Annotated in this window: 18 protein-coding genes, 4 tRNA genes and 1 pseudogene; 2 read left to right on the top strand and 21 right to left on the bottom strand. The window is 48.9% G+C overall.

The features are described 5' to 3' along the window. Positions 1-7 precede the first annotated feature (7 nt). From OGM59_03745 to OGM59_03680, 14 genes are all read right to left on the bottom strand, one after another. Positions 8-84: transfer RNA gene (locus OGM59_03745), tRNA-Arg, on the bottom strand. Between the two features lie 19 nt (positions 85-103). Then, positions 104-177 (bottom strand) — tRNA-Gly (locus tag OGM59_03740). A gap of 338 nt (positions 178-515) precedes the next feature. Further along, positions 516-2,126 carry a recombinase family protein gene (locus OGM59_03735; GenBank protein UYI91582.1) on the bottom strand — a complete coding sequence of 537 codons (1,611 nt, stop codon included), beginning with the start codon at positions 2,124-2,126 and terminating at the stop codon, positions 516-518. Positions 2,127-2,237: 111 nt separating this feature from the next. Continuing rightward, positions 2,238-2,426, bottom strand: coding sequence for a transposon-encoded TnpW family protein (locus tag OGM59_03730; protein ID UYI91581.1), 189 nt, complete (start codon positions 2,424-2,426; stop codon positions 2,238-2,240). Continuing rightward, positions 2,423-3,277 carry an ATP-binding protein gene (locus tag OGM59_03725; GenBank protein UYI91580.1) on the bottom strand — a complete coding sequence of 285 codons (855 nt, stop codon included), beginning with the start codon at positions 3,275-3,277 and terminating at the stop codon, positions 2,423-2,425. Before OGM59_03725 ends, OGM59_03730 begins: the two co-directional genes overlap by 4 nt. Continuing rightward, entirely contained in the window at positions 3,274-4,023 is a 750-nt protein-coding gene (locus tag OGM59_03720; protein UYI91579.1) for a phage replisome organizer N-terminal domain-containing protein, read from the bottom strand. The genes OGM59_03725 and OGM59_03720 overlap by 4 nt, the downstream gene beginning before the upstream one ends. Next, positions 4,013-4,225, bottom strand: coding sequence for a hypothetical protein (locus tag OGM59_03715; GenBank protein ID UYI91578.1), 213 nt, complete (start codon positions 4,223-4,225; stop codon positions 4,013-4,015). The genes OGM59_03720 and OGM59_03715 overlap by 11 nt, the downstream gene beginning before the upstream one ends. Before the next feature lie 185 nt (positions 4,226-4,410). Further along, on the bottom strand, positions 4,411-6,033 hold the full coding sequence (locus OGM59_03710; GenBank protein UYI91577.1) for a relaxase/mobilization nuclease domain-containing protein: 1,623 nt from the start codon (positions 6,031-6,033) through the stop codon (positions 4,411-4,413). Next, entirely contained in the window at positions 6,005-6,403 is a 399-nt protein-coding gene (gene mobC / locus OGM59_03705; GenBank protein UYI91576.1) for a plasmid mobilization relaxosome protein MobC, read from the bottom strand. The genes OGM59_03710 and mobC overlap by 29 nt, the downstream gene beginning before the upstream one ends. A gap of 590 nt (positions 6,404-6,993) precedes the next feature. After that, on the bottom strand, positions 6,994-7,206 hold the full coding sequence (locus tag OGM59_03700) for a helix-turn-helix domain-containing protein (GenBank protein ID UYI91575.1): 213 nt from the start codon (positions 7,204-7,206) through the stop codon (positions 6,994-6,996). Next, positions 7,199-7,621, bottom strand: a complete 423-nt coding sequence (locus tag OGM59_03695) for a sigma-70 family RNA polymerase sigma factor (GenBank protein UYI91574.1) — start codon at positions 7,619-7,621, stop codon at positions 7,199-7,201. Before OGM59_03695 ends, OGM59_03700 begins: the two co-directional genes overlap by 8 nt. A gap of 171 nt (positions 7,622-7,792) precedes the next feature. After that, entirely contained in the window at positions 7,793-8,560 is a 768-nt protein-coding gene (locus OGM59_03690; protein UYI91573.1) for a class I SAM-dependent methyltransferase, read from the bottom strand. A 50-nt stretch (positions 8,561-8,610) separates the two neighbouring features. Continuing rightward, complete coding sequence (gene tet(W) / locus OGM59_03685) at positions 8,611-10,530, bottom strand: tetracycline resistance ribosomal protection protein Tet(W) (protein UYI91572.1); 1,920 nt, start codon at positions 10,528-10,530, stop codon at positions 8,611-8,613. A 379-nt stretch (positions 10,531-10,909) separates the two neighbouring features. Beyond that, positions 10,910-11,431, bottom strand: a complete 522-nt coding sequence (locus OGM59_03680; protein ID UYI91571.1) for an ATP-binding protein — start codon at positions 11,429-11,431, stop codon at positions 10,910-10,912. Between the two features lie 586 nt (positions 11,432-12,017). Between OGM59_03680 and OGM59_03675 the strand changes: the two genes are divergently transcribed. Both OGM59_03675 and OGM59_03670 read left to right on the top strand, forming a co-directional pair. Further along, positions 12,018-12,575, top strand: a complete 558-nt coding sequence (locus tag OGM59_03675) for a DUF3793 family protein (protein ID UYI91570.1) — start codon at positions 12,018-12,020, stop codon at positions 12,573-12,575. A 30-nt stretch (positions 12,576-12,605) separates the two neighbouring features. Next, positions 12,606-13,028, top strand: coding sequence for a flavodoxin (locus tag OGM59_03670; GenBank protein ID UYI91569.1), 423 nt, complete (start codon positions 12,606-12,608; stop codon positions 13,026-13,028). A 75-nt stretch (positions 13,029-13,103) separates the two neighbouring features. Here OGM59_03670 and OGM59_03665 read toward each other — a convergent pair whose 3' ends face one another. The 7 genes and pseudogenes from OGM59_03665 to OGM59_03635 all read right to left on the bottom strand — a co-directional run bounded on the left by OGM59_03665 (position 13,104) and on the right by OGM59_03635 (position 16,459). Continuing rightward, positions 13,104-13,514 carry a hypothetical protein gene (locus OGM59_03665; GenBank protein UYI91568.1) on the bottom strand — a complete coding sequence of 137 codons (411 nt, stop codon included), beginning with the start codon at positions 13,512-13,514 and terminating at the stop codon, positions 13,104-13,106. Between the two features lie 46 nt (positions 13,515-13,560). Further along, complete coding sequence (locus tag OGM59_03660; protein UYI91753.1) at positions 13,561-13,905, bottom strand: inorganic diphosphatase; 345 nt, start codon at positions 13,903-13,905, stop codon at positions 13,561-13,563. Positions 13,906-13,977: 72 nt separating this feature from the next. Further along, positions 13,978-14,376 (bottom strand): annotated as a pseudogene (locus tag OGM59_03655) (GrpB family protein). Positions 14,377-14,781: 405 nt separating this feature from the next. Next, positions 14,782-15,330, bottom strand: a complete 549-nt coding sequence (locus tag OGM59_03650) for a hypothetical protein (GenBank protein ID UYI91567.1) — start codon at positions 15,328-15,330, stop codon at positions 14,782-14,784. A gap of 143 nt (positions 15,331-15,473) precedes the next feature. Further along, on the bottom strand, positions 15,474-16,022 hold the full coding sequence (locus OGM59_03645) for a hypothetical protein (protein UYI91566.1): 549 nt from the start codon (positions 16,020-16,022) through the stop codon (positions 15,474-15,476). 217 nt (positions 16,023-16,239) lie between these two features. Then, positions 16,240-16,326, bottom strand: a tRNA-Leu gene (locus OGM59_03640). A 46-nt stretch (positions 16,327-16,372) separates the two neighbouring features. Then, a tRNA-Leu gene (locus tag OGM59_03635) sits at positions 16,373-16,459 on the bottom strand. Positions 16,460-16,483 lie beyond the last annotated feature (24 nt).

The following is a 16,483-nucleotide window of genomic DNA, read 5'->3' as shown; positions in this document are numbered from 1 at the left end:
CATATATTGGCGCGCTTGAAGGGACTCGAACCCCTGACCCACTGCTTAGAAGGCAGTTGCTCTATCCACCTGAGCTACAAGCGCAAATTGGAGCATCCCTTGCTGGAGCGGGTGATGGGAATCGAACCCACACGACCAGCTTGGAAGGCTGGGATTCTACCATTGAACTACACCCGCAGATGCAACGGTCATTATTATAGCCAAACAGGGGCGAACTGTCAAGGGATTTTGAAAAACTTTTTTCTTTTTCAATGCCCTTTTCCTAAGTGCGTATTTATTTTATACCATATTTTACACCAAGATGCAAGGGAAATCAGACAAAAGTCTTTTGTTTCTCCCTGAGATTCTCTCGCTAACGCTTCTCTTCCTCTCGCTTAGAATTTTCTAAAGTAAAAGAATGACATCTGTGTGTTGCCGTAAGCCTTTACTGATGTGCGATAAAGAAGTAATAGAAGTGTAAAAAATTTTGCCGTTCCTATCCGGCACTTGCGCATTGTGTCGGATAGGTCGGGCGGTTATTCGGGCAAGTCCACCTTGCCAACAAAAGAATAATAAATCTCAATGTCCTGTCTGCGGGTCTTGTTCTCGTCATAGCTGCACTCATGCACAACGATTTTCTCTACAAACTCCCGCAGCAGAGTAGGGGTAAGTTCTTCAAAGCTGGTATGCCGCCGGACAACATTCATAAACTTTTCTGCGTTCACGGTGGCTTCCTGTGCTTTGGAAAGCTCCGCTTGAATAGCAGCGGCTCTTTCTTTCAGCTCCCGTTGCTCTGCTTCATAGTCTGCCGACAGCTCTGTGAAACGCTCGTCTGATATGCGCCCGGTCACGCTGTCCTCATACAGCCGCTTGAAGATAGCGGATAACTCGGCTATGCGTTTCTCGGAGGCTTCCAGTTCCTTTTTCTTGGCGGCGTTCCTGCGTTTGCCCCCGTCCTCGTTCTGCTCAATCAAGAGTTTCATAAACCGGGCTTCATGCTTTGCCGCATAGCTGGTCACTTTCCGCAGATTGGAGAGTACACCAGCGGTCAAGAGGTCGGTGCGGATAAAGTGCGCCGTACAGTCATGGGTGCGTTTCTTGTAGTTGCCGCAGATATAACAGTCCTGCTTGCGCTTGTCCGTCTGGTATCGCTGCTGATACATCACGCTGCCGCAGTCCGCACAGAACAGTATGCCGGAGAACAAACCCACTTCATCATAGCGGTTTGGGCGTTTGCGCTGTTTGCGAAGCTCCTGCACCCGTTCCCATGTTTGGGTGTCTATGATAGGCTCGTGGTGGTTCTCGAAAATCACTTGCTTTTCCGGGGGATTTTCTACACTGTGCTTGACTTTGTAAGAAAGTTTTTCTGTCTTGAAATTTACCAGACAGCCTGTGTATTCCCGGTTTTCAAGGATATGCACTACGGTATTGGTCGCCCACTTGCACTCATAGCCGGGGTGGTAGCGGCGGGTGCTGCCCGTCCTGCGGTATTCAAGCGTTCCCGGCGTGGGGATTTGCTGCTCTGTGAGCATACGGGCTATCTTGGTCGGACCATTCCCGGCAAGACAGAGGTTGTATATCTGCTTGACTACGGGTGCAGCTTCCTCGTCAATAATGAAATTTTCATCCTCGTCCATGAGGTAGCCATACACAGGCTTGCTTGTGATGGGCTTGCCATTCATGCCTTTTGAGCGTTTTACTGCTTTGATTTTCTTGCTCGTATCTCTCACCAGCCATTCGTTAAAGATATTCCGCAGCGGGGCAAAGTCATTGTCGCCCTGTGCGCTGTCCACTCCGTCATTGATAGCGATGAAGCGGACACCTTTCTGTGGGAAAATCATTTCCGTGTACATTCCCACTTGCAGGTAGTTTCGCCCTAACCTCGACATATCCTTTACGATAACTGTCCCGACTTTTCCGGCTTCAATGTCCGCAAGCATGGCTTGAAAACCGGGTCTTTGAAAGTTCGCACCAGAATAACCGTCGTCCGTGTACCAGCGCAGATTGGAAAAGCCGTTCTGCTTTGCATAGGTTTCAAGGATACGCTTCTGATTGGAAATGGAATTGCTTTCGCCTTGCAGCTCGTCCTCATGGGATAGTCTTGGGTAAAGGGCGGTAATTGGTTGTTGGTTGGTCTGTCTTAACATAAAATCCTCCGTTTCCGACAGCCAGCCCCACTATTCCGTACCTTGATTGTACCACATGGGGCGGCTGTCTGTATAGCGGCAAAAGCGTCAAATCTGCTTCTTTATGGTCGGTCAAATCGCCGTTTTTTGTGTAGCAGCTTCCGCTTCCAGCACTTTCATCATCTTGTCGGCTGCGGTGTCGGTTGCGCCCTGCTTGAAGAAGCCGGAAACGGTAAGGACGGAGTTGCCCATGCGGATTTCCGTCACACAGTCCGGGCGGCGGTCTGTTTTGGTGGTGCTTGTCTGTTTCGTTTCTGTCATAGGCTCTCCTTTCGCTGCTTCATCAGTTGCTTTAAGCGTTCCAGCTTTTCCTGTGCGGTTTCCTTTCGGAAGTTGCTGCCCGTGAAGCGGACGGGGGCGCACATGGAAGTCAGCCTGTCATAGATACGGGCGTGGGGCGTGTCCTGCGGGTGCTGCAATTCCTCCAGCGTGAGGTTGGTCGTGGCGATCAGCGGCTTGCCGCTTCGGTAACGGCTGTCAATCACGCTGTAAACCTGTTCCAGCCCGTATTCTGTTCCTCGCTCCATACCGAAATCATCAAGTATCAGCAGAGGGTAGCTGCAAAGGCGGGAAATATATTCGTTCCTGCCCTCAAAGCTGGCGGCAAGGTCACCCAGTATCGTTGCAAAGTTTGTCATGCAGACGGCAACCTCTTTTTCCATAAGGGCGTTGGCGATACAGGCGGCAAGGTAGCTTTTTCCCGTCCCCACGCCGCCCCAAAACAGGTAGCCGATATTTTCAGCCTGCATGGTTTCCCAGCTCTCCACATAAAAGCGGGCGGTTTCGGTCTGCGGGTTTCTGCCGTTGTCATGCTCAAATGTCCAGTTCCGCATAGCAGGGTCGGTAAAGCCCCGGCGTTTCAAGTCCTCCACTTTTTCAAGGTGCTTCTGTCGGCTTTCGGCGGCTTGCTGCTTTTCACGGGCTGCCCGCTGGCAGTCGCACTCTGCCGGGTGGCGGTCACGCCCGAAACAAGTCTTTCCCTCTGCAAAATAGGCTTCTTTGGGCGTATGGCACTTACCGCAGTATAAAAGCCCGTCCTCGCCTGTGTAGTCCTCCGCTTCGGCGGTAGTGGCTGTAATGTCCGTAATCATAGCTTCAATTCCGTTTTTCATAAGCTCTCGCCCTCCTTGCATGAATAATCGGGTATGCCCTGTTTCGGGGCAGCCTTGCCTTTGGCAGCGTCCTCCTGCGCCCACTTGTAAATGGTGGCTGCATGGCTGTGGTACTGTTTCCCGGTGGAAGCGATATGGCAGGAAAGCCGGTCAATATAATACTCCCACTTGTCGGGCAACTCTGTTTTTAGCCCGGAAAGCTCTGTATCGGTCAGTATCACATTGTTGTATCTGCCATAAGCGGCGGGGGCGGGGTGTCCCGTTTCTCCCTCTCTCTCTTTTTCTATCTCTATCTCTTTCTCTAACTCTATCTCTATCTCTGGTGGACGAATGTCGGACAAATGTCCGCCTTTTGTCCGGGGCGGTAAAAGTGCCTTGTTTTCCAGTCTTGCAGCCCGTTTCCGCTCGGCTTCGGTAGAGGACTGTCCTATCATCAGCTCAATGTCGGTCATATAGAAAGCCCCGCTGTCAAGCTGCTCCACAAGCCCCAACTGCCGGAAAATCTCTAAAGCCCTCTCAACCGTCCCTATCTGGTGGCGGGTCAGTGTCGCTATCATCTGCGCTGTGTAGGGGATATGCTCGTCAAGCTGCAATTTCCCGCCGTTTTTCAGCGATTTTAAGTACAGCTTCAAGAGGATATTGGAGTATAAAATCCCGTCTTTCATATCTTCCAGCAGCACAATGGAGTCGCTGTCAAAAAAGTTCTCTTTCAGCTTGAGGTAGTAATACTTGCGGTTATCTGCCATTGTCCCTGTCCTCCTTTTTCCGGCGTTTGGAGTAGTAGTGGGGGCAGAGTATGATAACCGCCCGGAAGCTCTGCTTGCAGCTATGGGTACAGCCCCGGCAGAGGTCATTGTATGTGATACGATCGCAGGTGGAATTCCCGACTTTCACTTGCCGCAGGAAAAAAGACCATTCCAGCCGCCGTTTCTTGCTCATTCTTGGCATGGGTGCGCTCCTTTCTGCCGTTTCCGCTGGTGTGGCGGTATCGGCGGTAATTCTGTATCATCTCGGTATCATTTTCGGGTTTTTTCTGCCCTATAAGCCCGTTAAAAAATCCTTTGGTATTTGCGGATAGGGTACGGGGCAGCCCCCTTGTTCTGTATAGGTTCGGGTACATTTTGGGGCGGTTTTTATCGTTCCTGTTCCTGCCTTTTCACAGGCTTGCGCTCCCGGTGTAAAATCTGGTCGATATTGCCCTTGACAGTCTGTAAGCGGCGGTATTCCTCCCGTTTTGCCCGGTAATCGTTGTAGCCGCTGTTTTTCTCTTGGATAAGGGTTTCAATCTCTGCTTGCAGGGCTTTATAGCTCGGCAGCTTGGAAATGCCGTTTTCCCTGAAATAGCGGGCGGCTGCGTCTGCTATGATAAAGTCGCTTTCGTACTTCTGACGGTAGGCTGCTTTTGCTTTGGCGTTTTTCTGCTGTTTCAGCCCGTCCCGGACAGGGCGGGTCTTGGAATAGGCAAGCACCTGCCGTTGCAGCTCCTTTTTCCCGTTCAGCGTCTTTTCCATCTGCTTCAGCTCTGTAAGGCTTTCCCGCATGGCGGTATAGGCTGCAGAACAGGCTTCGTCCAGTTCCTCCGGGGAAGAAAAGCCGTACTGCTGATAGGCGGTAACGGTAGCTGCCATTTGCTTTAGGTTGTGCTTTGCCGCCCAGCGGTCATAGCCCACGCCCTTGCCCTCGGCTCGCTTGGCTTCCCGGTCAACCATGCGCTGCAAGGTGTTGTCTGCCGGGGTGGTTTTTGTGGTTTTTTCCCCTTGTGACAGCTTTTTAACCGCGGCAGGGTATTCGAGTATGGCTTTGCTCTGTTCGGCGGCTCTGTGGGCGTTCTGCGTAAGCAGGACAAGGACAGCAGCCTTGTCAAAATCGTCCCCCAGCTTCCGGGCTGTGATAGGCTTTGTCCTGTCCGGCGTGAGGTAGGAAAGCCGCCCCCGGCTCTCCTTGACGGTCACACCCTCCCGCAGCAAAAGGGAAGAAAATTCGTCAAAGCTGCCAGCTTGGGAAAGTGCCTGCCGTATCGTCCGGCGCAGCTTCGCCTTGTCCGTTTCAAACTTGGTGGGCTTGGTCGGCTGTCCTGCGGCTTCTCTGACAGCGTTCTCTTTATCAAGGGCAAGCTGTCCTTTCTTTGCCGCCCAGTATTCCCGTTCGGTTATCCGTTCCTTGCTGCCGCTTAGGAGGTCGATTTGGTAAAGCCCCTCCCGGTGGCACATCTCCATGACTTCACTCTTGAAATATTCCATAGCGGCGTTGGTGCAGCGGTGCTTGCAGCCCTCCCGTGTGTCGGCTGGTCTGTCCATGTAGGGCAGAAGCGGGACTTCATAAATCCGCAGGGAGTTGATGACGATATGCACATGGATATTGCCGCTGTGGTTATGCCCGTCCGGGTGGGTGCAGACTAAGGCTTGGTGTCCGGGGAAATGCTCTTTACAGAACTGCTCGCCCAGCTCCTGCGCCCGGTCTACGGTCAAGCCGTTGTCTGTCCCGTCCCGTGGGTCAAAGCTGATGATATAGTGGTGGCTTTTCACATCTTCCCGTTTTTGGTTTTTCTCATAGCGGAGATTAGCCCGCATACAGGCAACAGCGAAATCCTCGCCCCCACAGTTGAGGGAAGAAATGCGGTAATCCTCCCTCGGTATCAGCCGCCCGTTTTCATCAAGGGTGGGCTTCATGGTAAACTCGTCATGCTCAAATGTGAGATAGGCTTCCGCTGCGCCATAGTCCGCATTTTTAGAGCTGATATGTTTGAATGTTGCCAACAGCGTCACCCACTTTCTGCAAGACTTCAAACTTTAGGGCAGCAAGGTCGGAAACCGCCGCCCGTACCTCCCCGGCAAGCTGCGGGTAGGGGCTGTGCCACTCGTTCAGCGTCCGGGCTATCTGGTTTAAGTTGCCGCCGATCCTGCCGTATTCGGCGGTCAGCTTCCCGACAGCGGCAAGCAACTCGTCATTGACGGGGGAAACGGTTATGATGGGGCGTATGGCTGCCCCGGTTATGGCTTGCCGGATAAACTCGGCTTGGCTCATGTTGTAAGCAGAAAGCCTTTCCGCAAACTCGGCGTATTCTTCCTCGGTCATGCGTGTCTTGACTACCCGGCTGCGGTGCGGCGTGTTATATCGTTTTCGCATGGTAAAACCTCCTTCGGCTGTGCGTGGTGTCCTCTCACTAATAGGAGAAAAACAGGGTGTAAAGCGGAACTGTTTTTGAAAAATCCGAAAAATTATTTTGAGGGATTTTCCAGCGGCGTAAGCCGCATAAGCAGGGTTTGGGGAAGGCACTCCCCAACAAGATTCCCGCAGGGGCAAAATGAGCGATAAGCGAATTTTGGTACTGCGGTAGAATCTTGCTCTCCGTGACTGCAAACTTTCTCTCACTTCCGTCCGCCACTTTTTTGGAAAACTGCAACCACAAAAGTTTGTTTCTCTTTTTCTGCTACTACTAATCCTGTAAAGGGCATTCCTGCCCGCTTTCGCTAAAATGACACCGGACGCAGTGGTTTCTACCCGGTGTTGGAGAAATCCTTTCTCTTTGCCCTCTACTACGGGTAAATGCTCCAAATGCCAAACACCAGGGCAGAAAAATTCCCTCCTCGCTTACTACTACAACCGGCAGGGGGCAAAATGGCCGGGAGCGGAGCCGGACAACAAAAAAAGCAGTAAATCTTTTTCAAGACTTACTGCTTTCGCTGGCCGCGTCGGTGGCGGCTGGTATTCAGTTTTTATGACTTGTCCGGTGGTTCGTCAAGCCGGAACTTGAATTGACAGTCAATTAACCGCTGCTTTACATAGTCCTCCACCTCGGCGTTGACCTGCCCGTTCACTTTTGAGAAATAGCGGATATATCCGGCGTAGTGGAGCAGGACAGCGTTCACGGCTTCTGGGTCGCCCTCACGGGCTTTGAGGATTGTTTCATAGGGGAGAAGTCTACTCATACCGGCTCACCCCCATTTCTTCGCGTAGCCGCTGCAAGGCAAGCTGGATATGCCGCCCCGCTGTGCTGCGTGACCGGCCAATACACGCGCCGATCACGCGCTGCGGCTGGCGCAGAAAGTAATAGCGCAGGATTTCTTCCCGCGTCTGCTCCGGCAAAACAGAGATCGCGTCGGCAAGGGCGGCGTTGCAGAGCAGGACGGTCTGACCGCAGACGGTAAATGGGTATTCCTCGTCCGGCTCCGACGCGGCAAACTGGACAAACTTCTCGTTCATCAGATAGTCAAGGGAAACTTGCCGTTCCCATTGCCGTTTAAGCTTCAAAATCTTGTCCAAGGCGGCACAGCGGATAACAGTCTTGCAAAAGGCGTTGTACCTGCGCTGGATATATTCTTGATAGGCTATCTGGTCGGTCATGGAAATTCCCCTTTCTGAATAATAGTGCGGGGCGGTGGCACTTCTTGCTGTCGCCCCTTGATTGCCTACCAGCAAAGGCGGGCGGGGCTGTCAACGGCTGCGCATATGCGCCGTTCATCTTGACCGTTGACTGGCTCGGCTGGATTTGCTATTTACCCGACAAACTTGAATTTATTTTAAGCTATCACGTTTTACCTTCTTAAGCCTTACTATCATTACCATAGGAATTTCTTTGTTGGTTTTAAAACATTCTTCATAAAATCCATCAATGACAAATCCAGCTCTAAAACAAAGGTTAAAAATATCTTGTATGGAACGATGATAATAAATCTGCTCTTTCGGTTGCCCTTCAATCGCTATATCATAGTAACTGTGCGGTGTCATATATTTTTCAGTCAACGTGACAAAACAAGGGTGTTGCGTTGCAAAGACAAAAATTCCGCTTTCCTGCAACAGTTCATAAACAGCCATAAGAAGTGGTTCAATATCCGTAATATCCATAATTGCCATATTAGAAACTGCTTTCGTAAAGGCTCGATTTCTTTTTAATTCTAATATACTTTTTCTATCGGTCGCATCCGCCACACAAAATTCAATTTGTTTTGCATATTGTGATTGCCGTCTTTTAGCCAATTCTATCATTTTTTTGCTGTAATCAAAAGCGACAACCGAAGCGCCTCTTTGTGCAAGATACGAAGAATAATTTCCATTGCCACACGCAATATCCAAAATGTAATCCGCAGGATTAGGAGATAGAAGTTCCGTTACTTTGGGACGCACTACCTCTCTGTGAAATTCATTAGATTCGTCACCCATTGCATTATCCCAAAATTGTGCGTTCTCCTCCCAGATTTTTTTACTTTCCTCTGTTCCCATGTTCTCTCCCACTCCCCAAATTTGCTTTTTTGCTTCCATTAAATCTTCCTTACTATATTCCATTGTTACCCTCCATAACTTCTGATTGTTGCCGTCTTGACGATTATGTATCTTTACATTACCTTCTGAAACATATGGCGCACCTTGTCCAGGCGGCTGTTTGGACGGCGGGGCTGGATGACTGGCTTGCCGACAGCGGCCTGATACCCTTTCAGTTCTGTAAGGCATACGCTCTGCCCGTTGGTGTAAAAGGCCAGATCAGTACGGTATGCCTGTATACAGCGGGCGGGAATCTCGCCAGTAAAGACAACTTCATCCTTTTTTACCTGGACCGTTTCGATGGTGGCACAGTATTTCGGTGCATCATGATAAGCCCTGGAAAGATATTCCCGGGGCGCATAGAGGGTGAAGGAGAGATAAGGTTCCAGCAGTTGCGTCCCTGATTCCTTCAATGCCTGTTCCAATACAATCGGGGCCAATGAGCGGAAGTCCGCCGGCGTGCTGACCGGACTGTAATAAAGCCCGTATTCAAAGCAAATCTTACAGTCCGTTACGTTCCAGCCGAACAAGCCCTGCTCCAGCCCGTAACGGATACCATCCCTGACAGCGTTTTGAAAACTCTGGTTCAAGTATCCCAGCGAAACCCGGCTCTCGTATTGTACACCGGAGCCAAGCGGGAGTGGTGTAACAGACAGTCCGATGGATGCCCAAAACGGGTTGGGCGGCACCTCGATATGGATGGTGTGGCTGGCTGCTTTGAGCGGCCGCTCCATATAAATGACGGTGGGTTCCTTTACCACTGTTTCAAGCTTGTATTTTTCCGACAGCAAAGCGGAAACAACCTCCAACTGCACCCGGCCCAAAAAAGAAAGAATGATCTCATGGGTGATGGAATCCACCTCGCAGCGCAAAAGCGGGTCAGTATCCGCAAGTTGCGTAAGAGCGTCCAGCAGCCGTTCTCTTTGCGCTGCCGTTTTCGGCGCAATCGACGTCCGCAGCATGGGGAGGGGGTCCTCACGCCACCTTTTACGAGGGAGCCGGGTTGGGTCCCCTAATACATCGTTTAACCTCACGCTGTCGCTGGGAAGGATAACAATTTCACCCGGATAAGCGGTGTCTGTCCGAACAATTTCCCCTTTGGATGGAATACGCATCTCTGTGATTTTCAGCTTTTCTCTCCCGGCCAGGGCCACCGTATCCCGCAGGCGCAGCGTTCCGCTGTATAGCCGTAGATAGACACGCCGCTGGCCGCAATCTGTATACTCCACCTTGAAAACGCTGCCGCATAGGGCGGCGCTCCCCTGTTCCCCAATCGGTTGGAACAGCCCTGTCACCGCATCCATCAACGGTTGAATGCCAAGGCCCTTTTTGGCGCTGCCATAATAGACCGGGAACAGGGAGGCGTCTTGAACCCGCCGCTGTTCCTCCCGCACAAGTTTTTCCCGGCTGATTGGTTCTCCTGCGATATACTTTTCCAATAATTTATCGTTATTTTCGATGACCGCATCCCATGCTTCTATGTCGGTATTTTCCTCCAGGACTATTTCCGGGGACAGCGACACCGTCTGCTTGATGATAATATCGGCGGAGAGCTTATCCCGAACAGACTGAACCACGCTCTGCAAATCAACGCCAGCCTGGTCGATCTTGTTGATAAAGATAACGGTGGGAATGTTCATTTTCCGCAGGGCATGGAACAGAATACGGGTCTGGGCCTGCACGCCATCTTTAGCGGAGATCACCAAGATGGCCCCATCTAAAACAGCCAAAGAGCGGTACACCTCCGCCAAAAAATCCATGTGGCCGGGCGTATCCACAATGTTGACTTTACATCTGTGCCACTGGAAGGAAGTGACTGCCGCTTGAATGGTAATCCCACGCTGCCGCTCCAAAAACATGGTGTCCGTCCTCGTTGTCCCTTTTTCGACGCTCCCCGGTTCTGAAATGGCTCCGCTGGCATATAGCAGGCTCTCCGTCAAGGTCGTCTTTCCAGCGTCTACATGGGCAAGAATTCCAATATTGATTATTTTCATGTGATTGTCCTCCCTTTACTGCCCCGAAGGGCATAAAAATCCCCAGCAGTAAAATACTTTTACCACTGGGGATGATAATTTGCGGACATACACATATACAGCATACACCTGTTTGTGAGTGCTGTTTTTGGGGATATGTCAAAATTGATAAGGCAAAAGTATTCTTAAATTGGGTACAAAAAACTAAGCCCCTACAAAAGGGACTATCATAATCCTTTGTTCCCACTATTTGATTATAGTTTTATTTAAGAATACCTTGCCGCATATTTTTTACTCCTTTTCTGGAATTGAATTATTATATCACATCAGTTATTATATCACATCAGTTTTAGGAAAACAAGTATCTAAAAGAAATTTTTCTTCCCCTTATATGTAACAATCATACCGGCTTCCTAACGTTCAGAATGGTTTCTACTGTCTGCTGCGGTGTTTGGTTGGAATTGTCCAGCCAAAAGCCGATCCGTGGTGTTGTCTGCATAAATGTATCGTATAAGGTTTCAACCGTAAAGCCGGAATAGCCTGTTTTCTCCCTGTATCGTTCCCTTTCTTTTATTGTTTCCACATCTGGACAAAGAACGACAACCTCAACAGGGTATTTATGCAGATAATTTATCATTCGGTTTAATTCATCACCGTAGTAGTTATCTTGGATCACTACAGAAAAGCCGTTGTCAAAGTATGACCTTGCCGCATCAGCAGTCAATTTGTATCGAAGGTACAGCTGGCGGACTGCTTCCGCTGATGGGGTAGCTGACATATTTTCTCTGCCTGAAATAATCATTTTTCGGAACACATCACCACGAAGATGGACGCATTTTTCTATTGATTTTGCCAGTAAATCGGAAACTGTAGATTTTCCAGAAGCCATTAAGCCTGTAATGAGATAAATTTTTTGTTTCATTTCACTTCCTCCGGCACAAAAAATATGTACATGTAACTAATTCAACACATTTATAATTTGAATAGGGACATTATAGCATTTACTAAATACAAATTCAATGTATACGGAAAGAAAGATATAAGGAGTGGGAGGGATTCCGCCGTAGTCGGCATTGTAGGAAAATCCAAAAGTTTAGATTTTCCCACAATGCTTATCTTTTGGTCTTTGGTTCGGAATAGTGTAGTGCTGGCGGTCTATCTCTTGTTTTCGGTTGCTTGCTTCCTTACCGTACATGAGCATTTCATCCAGGATTCATTTGCTACACGGCGATTTTCTTTCATTGAATCTTTTTGTTTTTATTCTCTTTCTATTGACAGCGGATAAAGCCTATGGTAAAATCTAATCAGTTAGCGGTCGCTAACTGTTCCCTTGAAAAAGCAATGACACAAATTGAATTTCAAAATGTGACCAAAAACTGGATAGGATCACCTGGCTAACGGGCGTGGAATAATCCCCTATTTATCGTAAATACTTATAGCCGACGGGCAATACCGTCGGCTAAGATTTGAAAAAGCAGTTAGCGTTTACTAACCACAAAGGAGTATTTATGCTGGAGCAATACCTCATCAACCACTGCGCGCCCACTTTGGCGTCGCTGAAAACCGCCAATCTGTTCAACTGCACTGCGGAGAACCCAACAGCATTGCAAATGGCCGTTTCCCGCTGGCAGGCACTGCTGGCGCCAAAGGGTGTTGAACTACTGCTTTTGCGGGAAAGCGGCAATCGGGCGCTGGTATATGTGTACCGTCCGGATCGGCTGGCCTGCGATCTGCAACAGCCGGGGGTGGCCGCATTTCTCGCCCACTGCGGCTATACCGGCACGGCCCCGGCTGCCTGTCTTGATGTGTTAAGGCGCAAGCTGGCAATCAGCAGCGACTTTCCCCATGAGATTGGCCTGTTTTTAGGCTATCCTCTGGGCGATGTGATCGGCTTTATTGAGAACCACGGCCAAAACTGCCTTTGCTGCGGGGTTTGGAAAGTTTATACCAACCCGGAGGCTGCCGCCGGTGCCTTTCGTAAATTCAGCAAATGCACCCGCGTATATCGCCGTTTGTTCTTTGGCGGGCAGCGGAATGTGGAACAGCTTACAGTAAAAAGTGCTTAATATTTTTTTAGATACAGAAAGGAATTTATTATGAAAAAAATCGCAATCGTTTATTGGAGCGGCACAGGCAATACGGCTCAGATGGCAGAGGCTGTAGCAGAGGGCGCAGGCGCTGCCGGTGCGCAGGCAAACCTGTTCACCCCCTCTGACTTCTCCCCTGCCCAGGTCAAGGACTATGACGCCATTGCTTTTGGCTGCCCGGCCATGGGCGCAGAGCAGCTGGAGGACTTTGAATTTGAGCCGCTGTTTCTGCAATGCGCGCCGGAACTGAACGGTAAGGACATCGCCCTCTTTGGTTCCTACGGCTGGGGCGACGGCGAGTGGATGCAGACCTGGGAGGACCAGTGCAAAGACCTGGGTGCCCACCTGGTGAGCAACAGCGTCATTGCCAATGAGGCACCGGACGATACCGCCCTTGCTGCCTGCCGCAACCTGGGCGCCGCCCTGGCGTAACCACCTATAAATGCAAACCGACCCGGTACAGATCACTGTACCGGGTCGTGTTTATGGACATAACAAATGTCAAGGTCATTGTGTTGTGCCGTCCCATACTTTTCCTATGTAATTCCAAAAGTCAAAATGGATCTCTGGTGCCAAACCACGTGCCACTTTATAGGAATATCTGCCTTCAGAGTGGATGTACCAGTATGGCTCATAATACAGCTTATTGGTATGGTAAGCAATATAAAGAACTGCGACAACTATTATTTCCAGGATTGCTGCAACAACAAGAATTTTGTTATTTTTCACTTTATGTGTAAATAGTAGGTAAAATATAACAAGCATGGGAAACAGTATTCCGACCAATAAGTACGTCTGTCTATCCCAAGAATAATGTGGATCACATGCCCCCAGTCGATAGCTAATACAATCCTGAAGCACAATAAATAGAGATCCGATTAACAATAGATAACCACTTGCTTTTGTTTTATTCTTCATTCTATCTCCCCATTACTTAGCGTAACAAATATAGACGCGATTCGTATTACACATCGTCCGCTTTGTAAATTTCAATTTCGTGCTGAAAATACTGCTCTTGGAAATTAACTGCCTTTTCGATCTCGTCCGGTGGAAAAGTGACACCGGTTGGCGCAGCAATCCATTTGTCCTCCACATCATTCAGCCGATGAATGACCGCGATCACGCGCCCTTTGTATTTCTCCACCGGCTGGCTTACGCCCAGCAAATATACGTCCACTTCTTCCCCATCTGCACTGAAAATATGCGGCACATAGCCATAGTTCACCGGGTAAATCATATCCGTGTGCTTTGGGTGATGACTGCCAAGAGGACGATCAATCAGAATATCTACCGTTTTGCCAAGGAGCATATCGGATAAAGCACGGCGCAAAACAGACCGGATAAAGGATTGCTTGCCCTGCACATAGTCCTCTCTGCCGCTGTCCGTAGGCAGCTTGGCCGCCAGCGCCAACTTTAGGCGCTCATATTGCTCGGCTGCGTCCGGGTGGGTGCGCAGATAGTCCCGAAACAGAATGTAATTCTGCCAGTCCACGCTGCCGGTGCGCACAATATGGATAAAGTGGGTTTGCAAGTCTCCGGAACCGTCATAATAACTACCGCTGGCAAACAGCAGCTGCCCCCGCACCCCTGCCTGTGCATTAGGACGGTAATAGAACCCGGCGGCACGCAGTTGATTTTCATAGGCCAAGAGCGCGTCAAAATCATCCACCGCAACGGCAATATCAAGAATCGGCTTTGCCTGTATCGTGGGAATGGCCGTGCTGCCTACATGAGCCATCTCCACCGCAACCGGCCCAAGAATTTGGCGCAGCCGCGCCATGGTCGCCTGCGCCTCCGTCTCCCATGCCTTTTCGTGGGGATACAGCGCCACCGCCCCGCGTTTCAGTCCAAGCATTTGTAACCTCCTATCTTTTGTATGTCCCTATGCTCTATGTTTGTTCTGAAAAATAATATCGAAATCATTCCAAGAAATTTCACATTTTTCTTGACAGTACATTTCATATAGTGTATTATATACACAATCCGATTGGTTGGATGGTTGTTCGATACCGAAAAAAGAAATGAAAAAGGAAAGGGCAGTGTATCCGGCGCGTTTTATCTTATTCATTTATTCTCTCTCTTTCGCGCGCCGCATTCAAACACCCGCCGCATCGATCGGTGCAAGGGAAGAGCAGGTCTCACGGCCTGCTCTTTTCTTTTGCAAAACAAGGAACCGTCCCCTGTTCTATTCTTCATCTTCATTTGGCATAGCATAATCTTTAATTTCCTGCTTTGTAGCTCTGCGCCATTTTACAGATTGAGTCTGCTCGTATTTATCAATTCGAACTTTAATTTGCAATTTGTTATCCGCTAATGCCTTGTAGATTTCATCGTCTGTTAGATCTTGAGGCACCTGCAAAGTCACAATTTCTGAATTACCGCCACCACCAGGTAATAAGCTGTAAGAGCCTCCTGCTAACGAATCAAAGGCCTCTGAGACCGTATTGGGGTATTTCGTTATAAACTGTGCCGTAATATCGTCAATGTCATAGCTTGTATGATTTTCAACAAAAATCATGTAGGAAACTGGCTTACATCCAGAGTCGACTTCGTATCCATTATTTATATACCAATAGTTTGTACCTAAATATGCGCAAGAGGCTTCCAAGCCAGACAAATTTACACTTGTCAGCGGCTTATCTTCAGACTGCACATTATCCGCAAAAATGCCAACTCCGCCTAACAAAACAATCACTACTACACCGCATATAAGCGCACGGACAACTTTGTTCACACCATCGCCTCCCCTATTACTTCAATATGCAAATATAAATTATTGCGTTTTTATGGCCGCTAAAATAAGCTCTAAGTCCGTACTTCATATTTTTGCCATTTCGGGGGTTAGAGTGGCCAAAATACAGGAGACGGTCCCCTGTTCTATTGTTCCACATATTTGCCATGTATATTTATATTCGATCCCTCGACTTGCGGGGATTCATCATCTGTATATAGCACTGCACGGAAAAGAATTGTCTCGTTCTTTAACGCTTCGTCGATTTTTTGTTCAGTATCCAGTGACTTGTTCACAAAAATATACGCCTCTACCGAATCTGAAGTATGCGGATCAATGGTATATAAAGCAGGCGGATCAATATCAATGGCATATTCTTCATACATAATCTGACTGTCTTTATATGGAACAAAATTCAAGCAAGCCAAATTTCTGGAAGAGCCATTATTTATTGTGCAGACAATCTTGATCATATAATACCCGTCTTTTTCTAACTCCACCTTTGGAATACCGTCAGATGAATAGGCATTATTGCGCTTTTGCCAATCAAAATCACTGTCTTTGGCAATATCTTTATATTTTACGGTGGCCGTAACTAAATTTGCGTCATCATCTTTGTCTTTTTTTGCACAGGCTGTGAAGACCCCAACGATCAACAGAAAGACAAGAAATAACGATGTACTTCTTTTTAGCAAAACAATCACCCCTATCCTATACTAAAATGCATACATGTATCATTGAACCCTTAAAACTGGGGACGGTTCCCTGTTTTACACTTTTCTCATACGCCCTATGTCACATATAGCAAAATAAATACAGAGTTTACGGTTCTATTGTAACAGAAAGTCGACGCACTGTAAAGATAAATCGAAAACGGCAAAAAAAGGCTCCTCGCATTTTGCGAAGAGCCTTTGGTGCCGATGGCGGGGGTCGAACCCGCACGGTATCGCTACCACTGGATTTTGAGTCCAGCACGTCTGCCAATTCCATCACATCGGCGTATTCTATTGTATTAAGCCCGAAACGGGGGCTGTACCGGCCAGCTTGGTGCTGGTAACCGGACTTGAACCGGTACGGTGTTGCCACCGAGGGATTTTAAGTCCCTTGCGTCTGCCGATTTCGCCATACCAGCACATAGCCCTAATATAATAGAATA

Source organism: Oscillospiraceae bacterium (assembly GCA_025757685.1).
Classification (GTDB): Bacteria; Bacillota; Clostridia; order Oscillospirales; family Acutalibacteraceae; genus CAG-217.
This window is presented reverse-complemented; position numbering and strand designations above follow the sequence as displayed.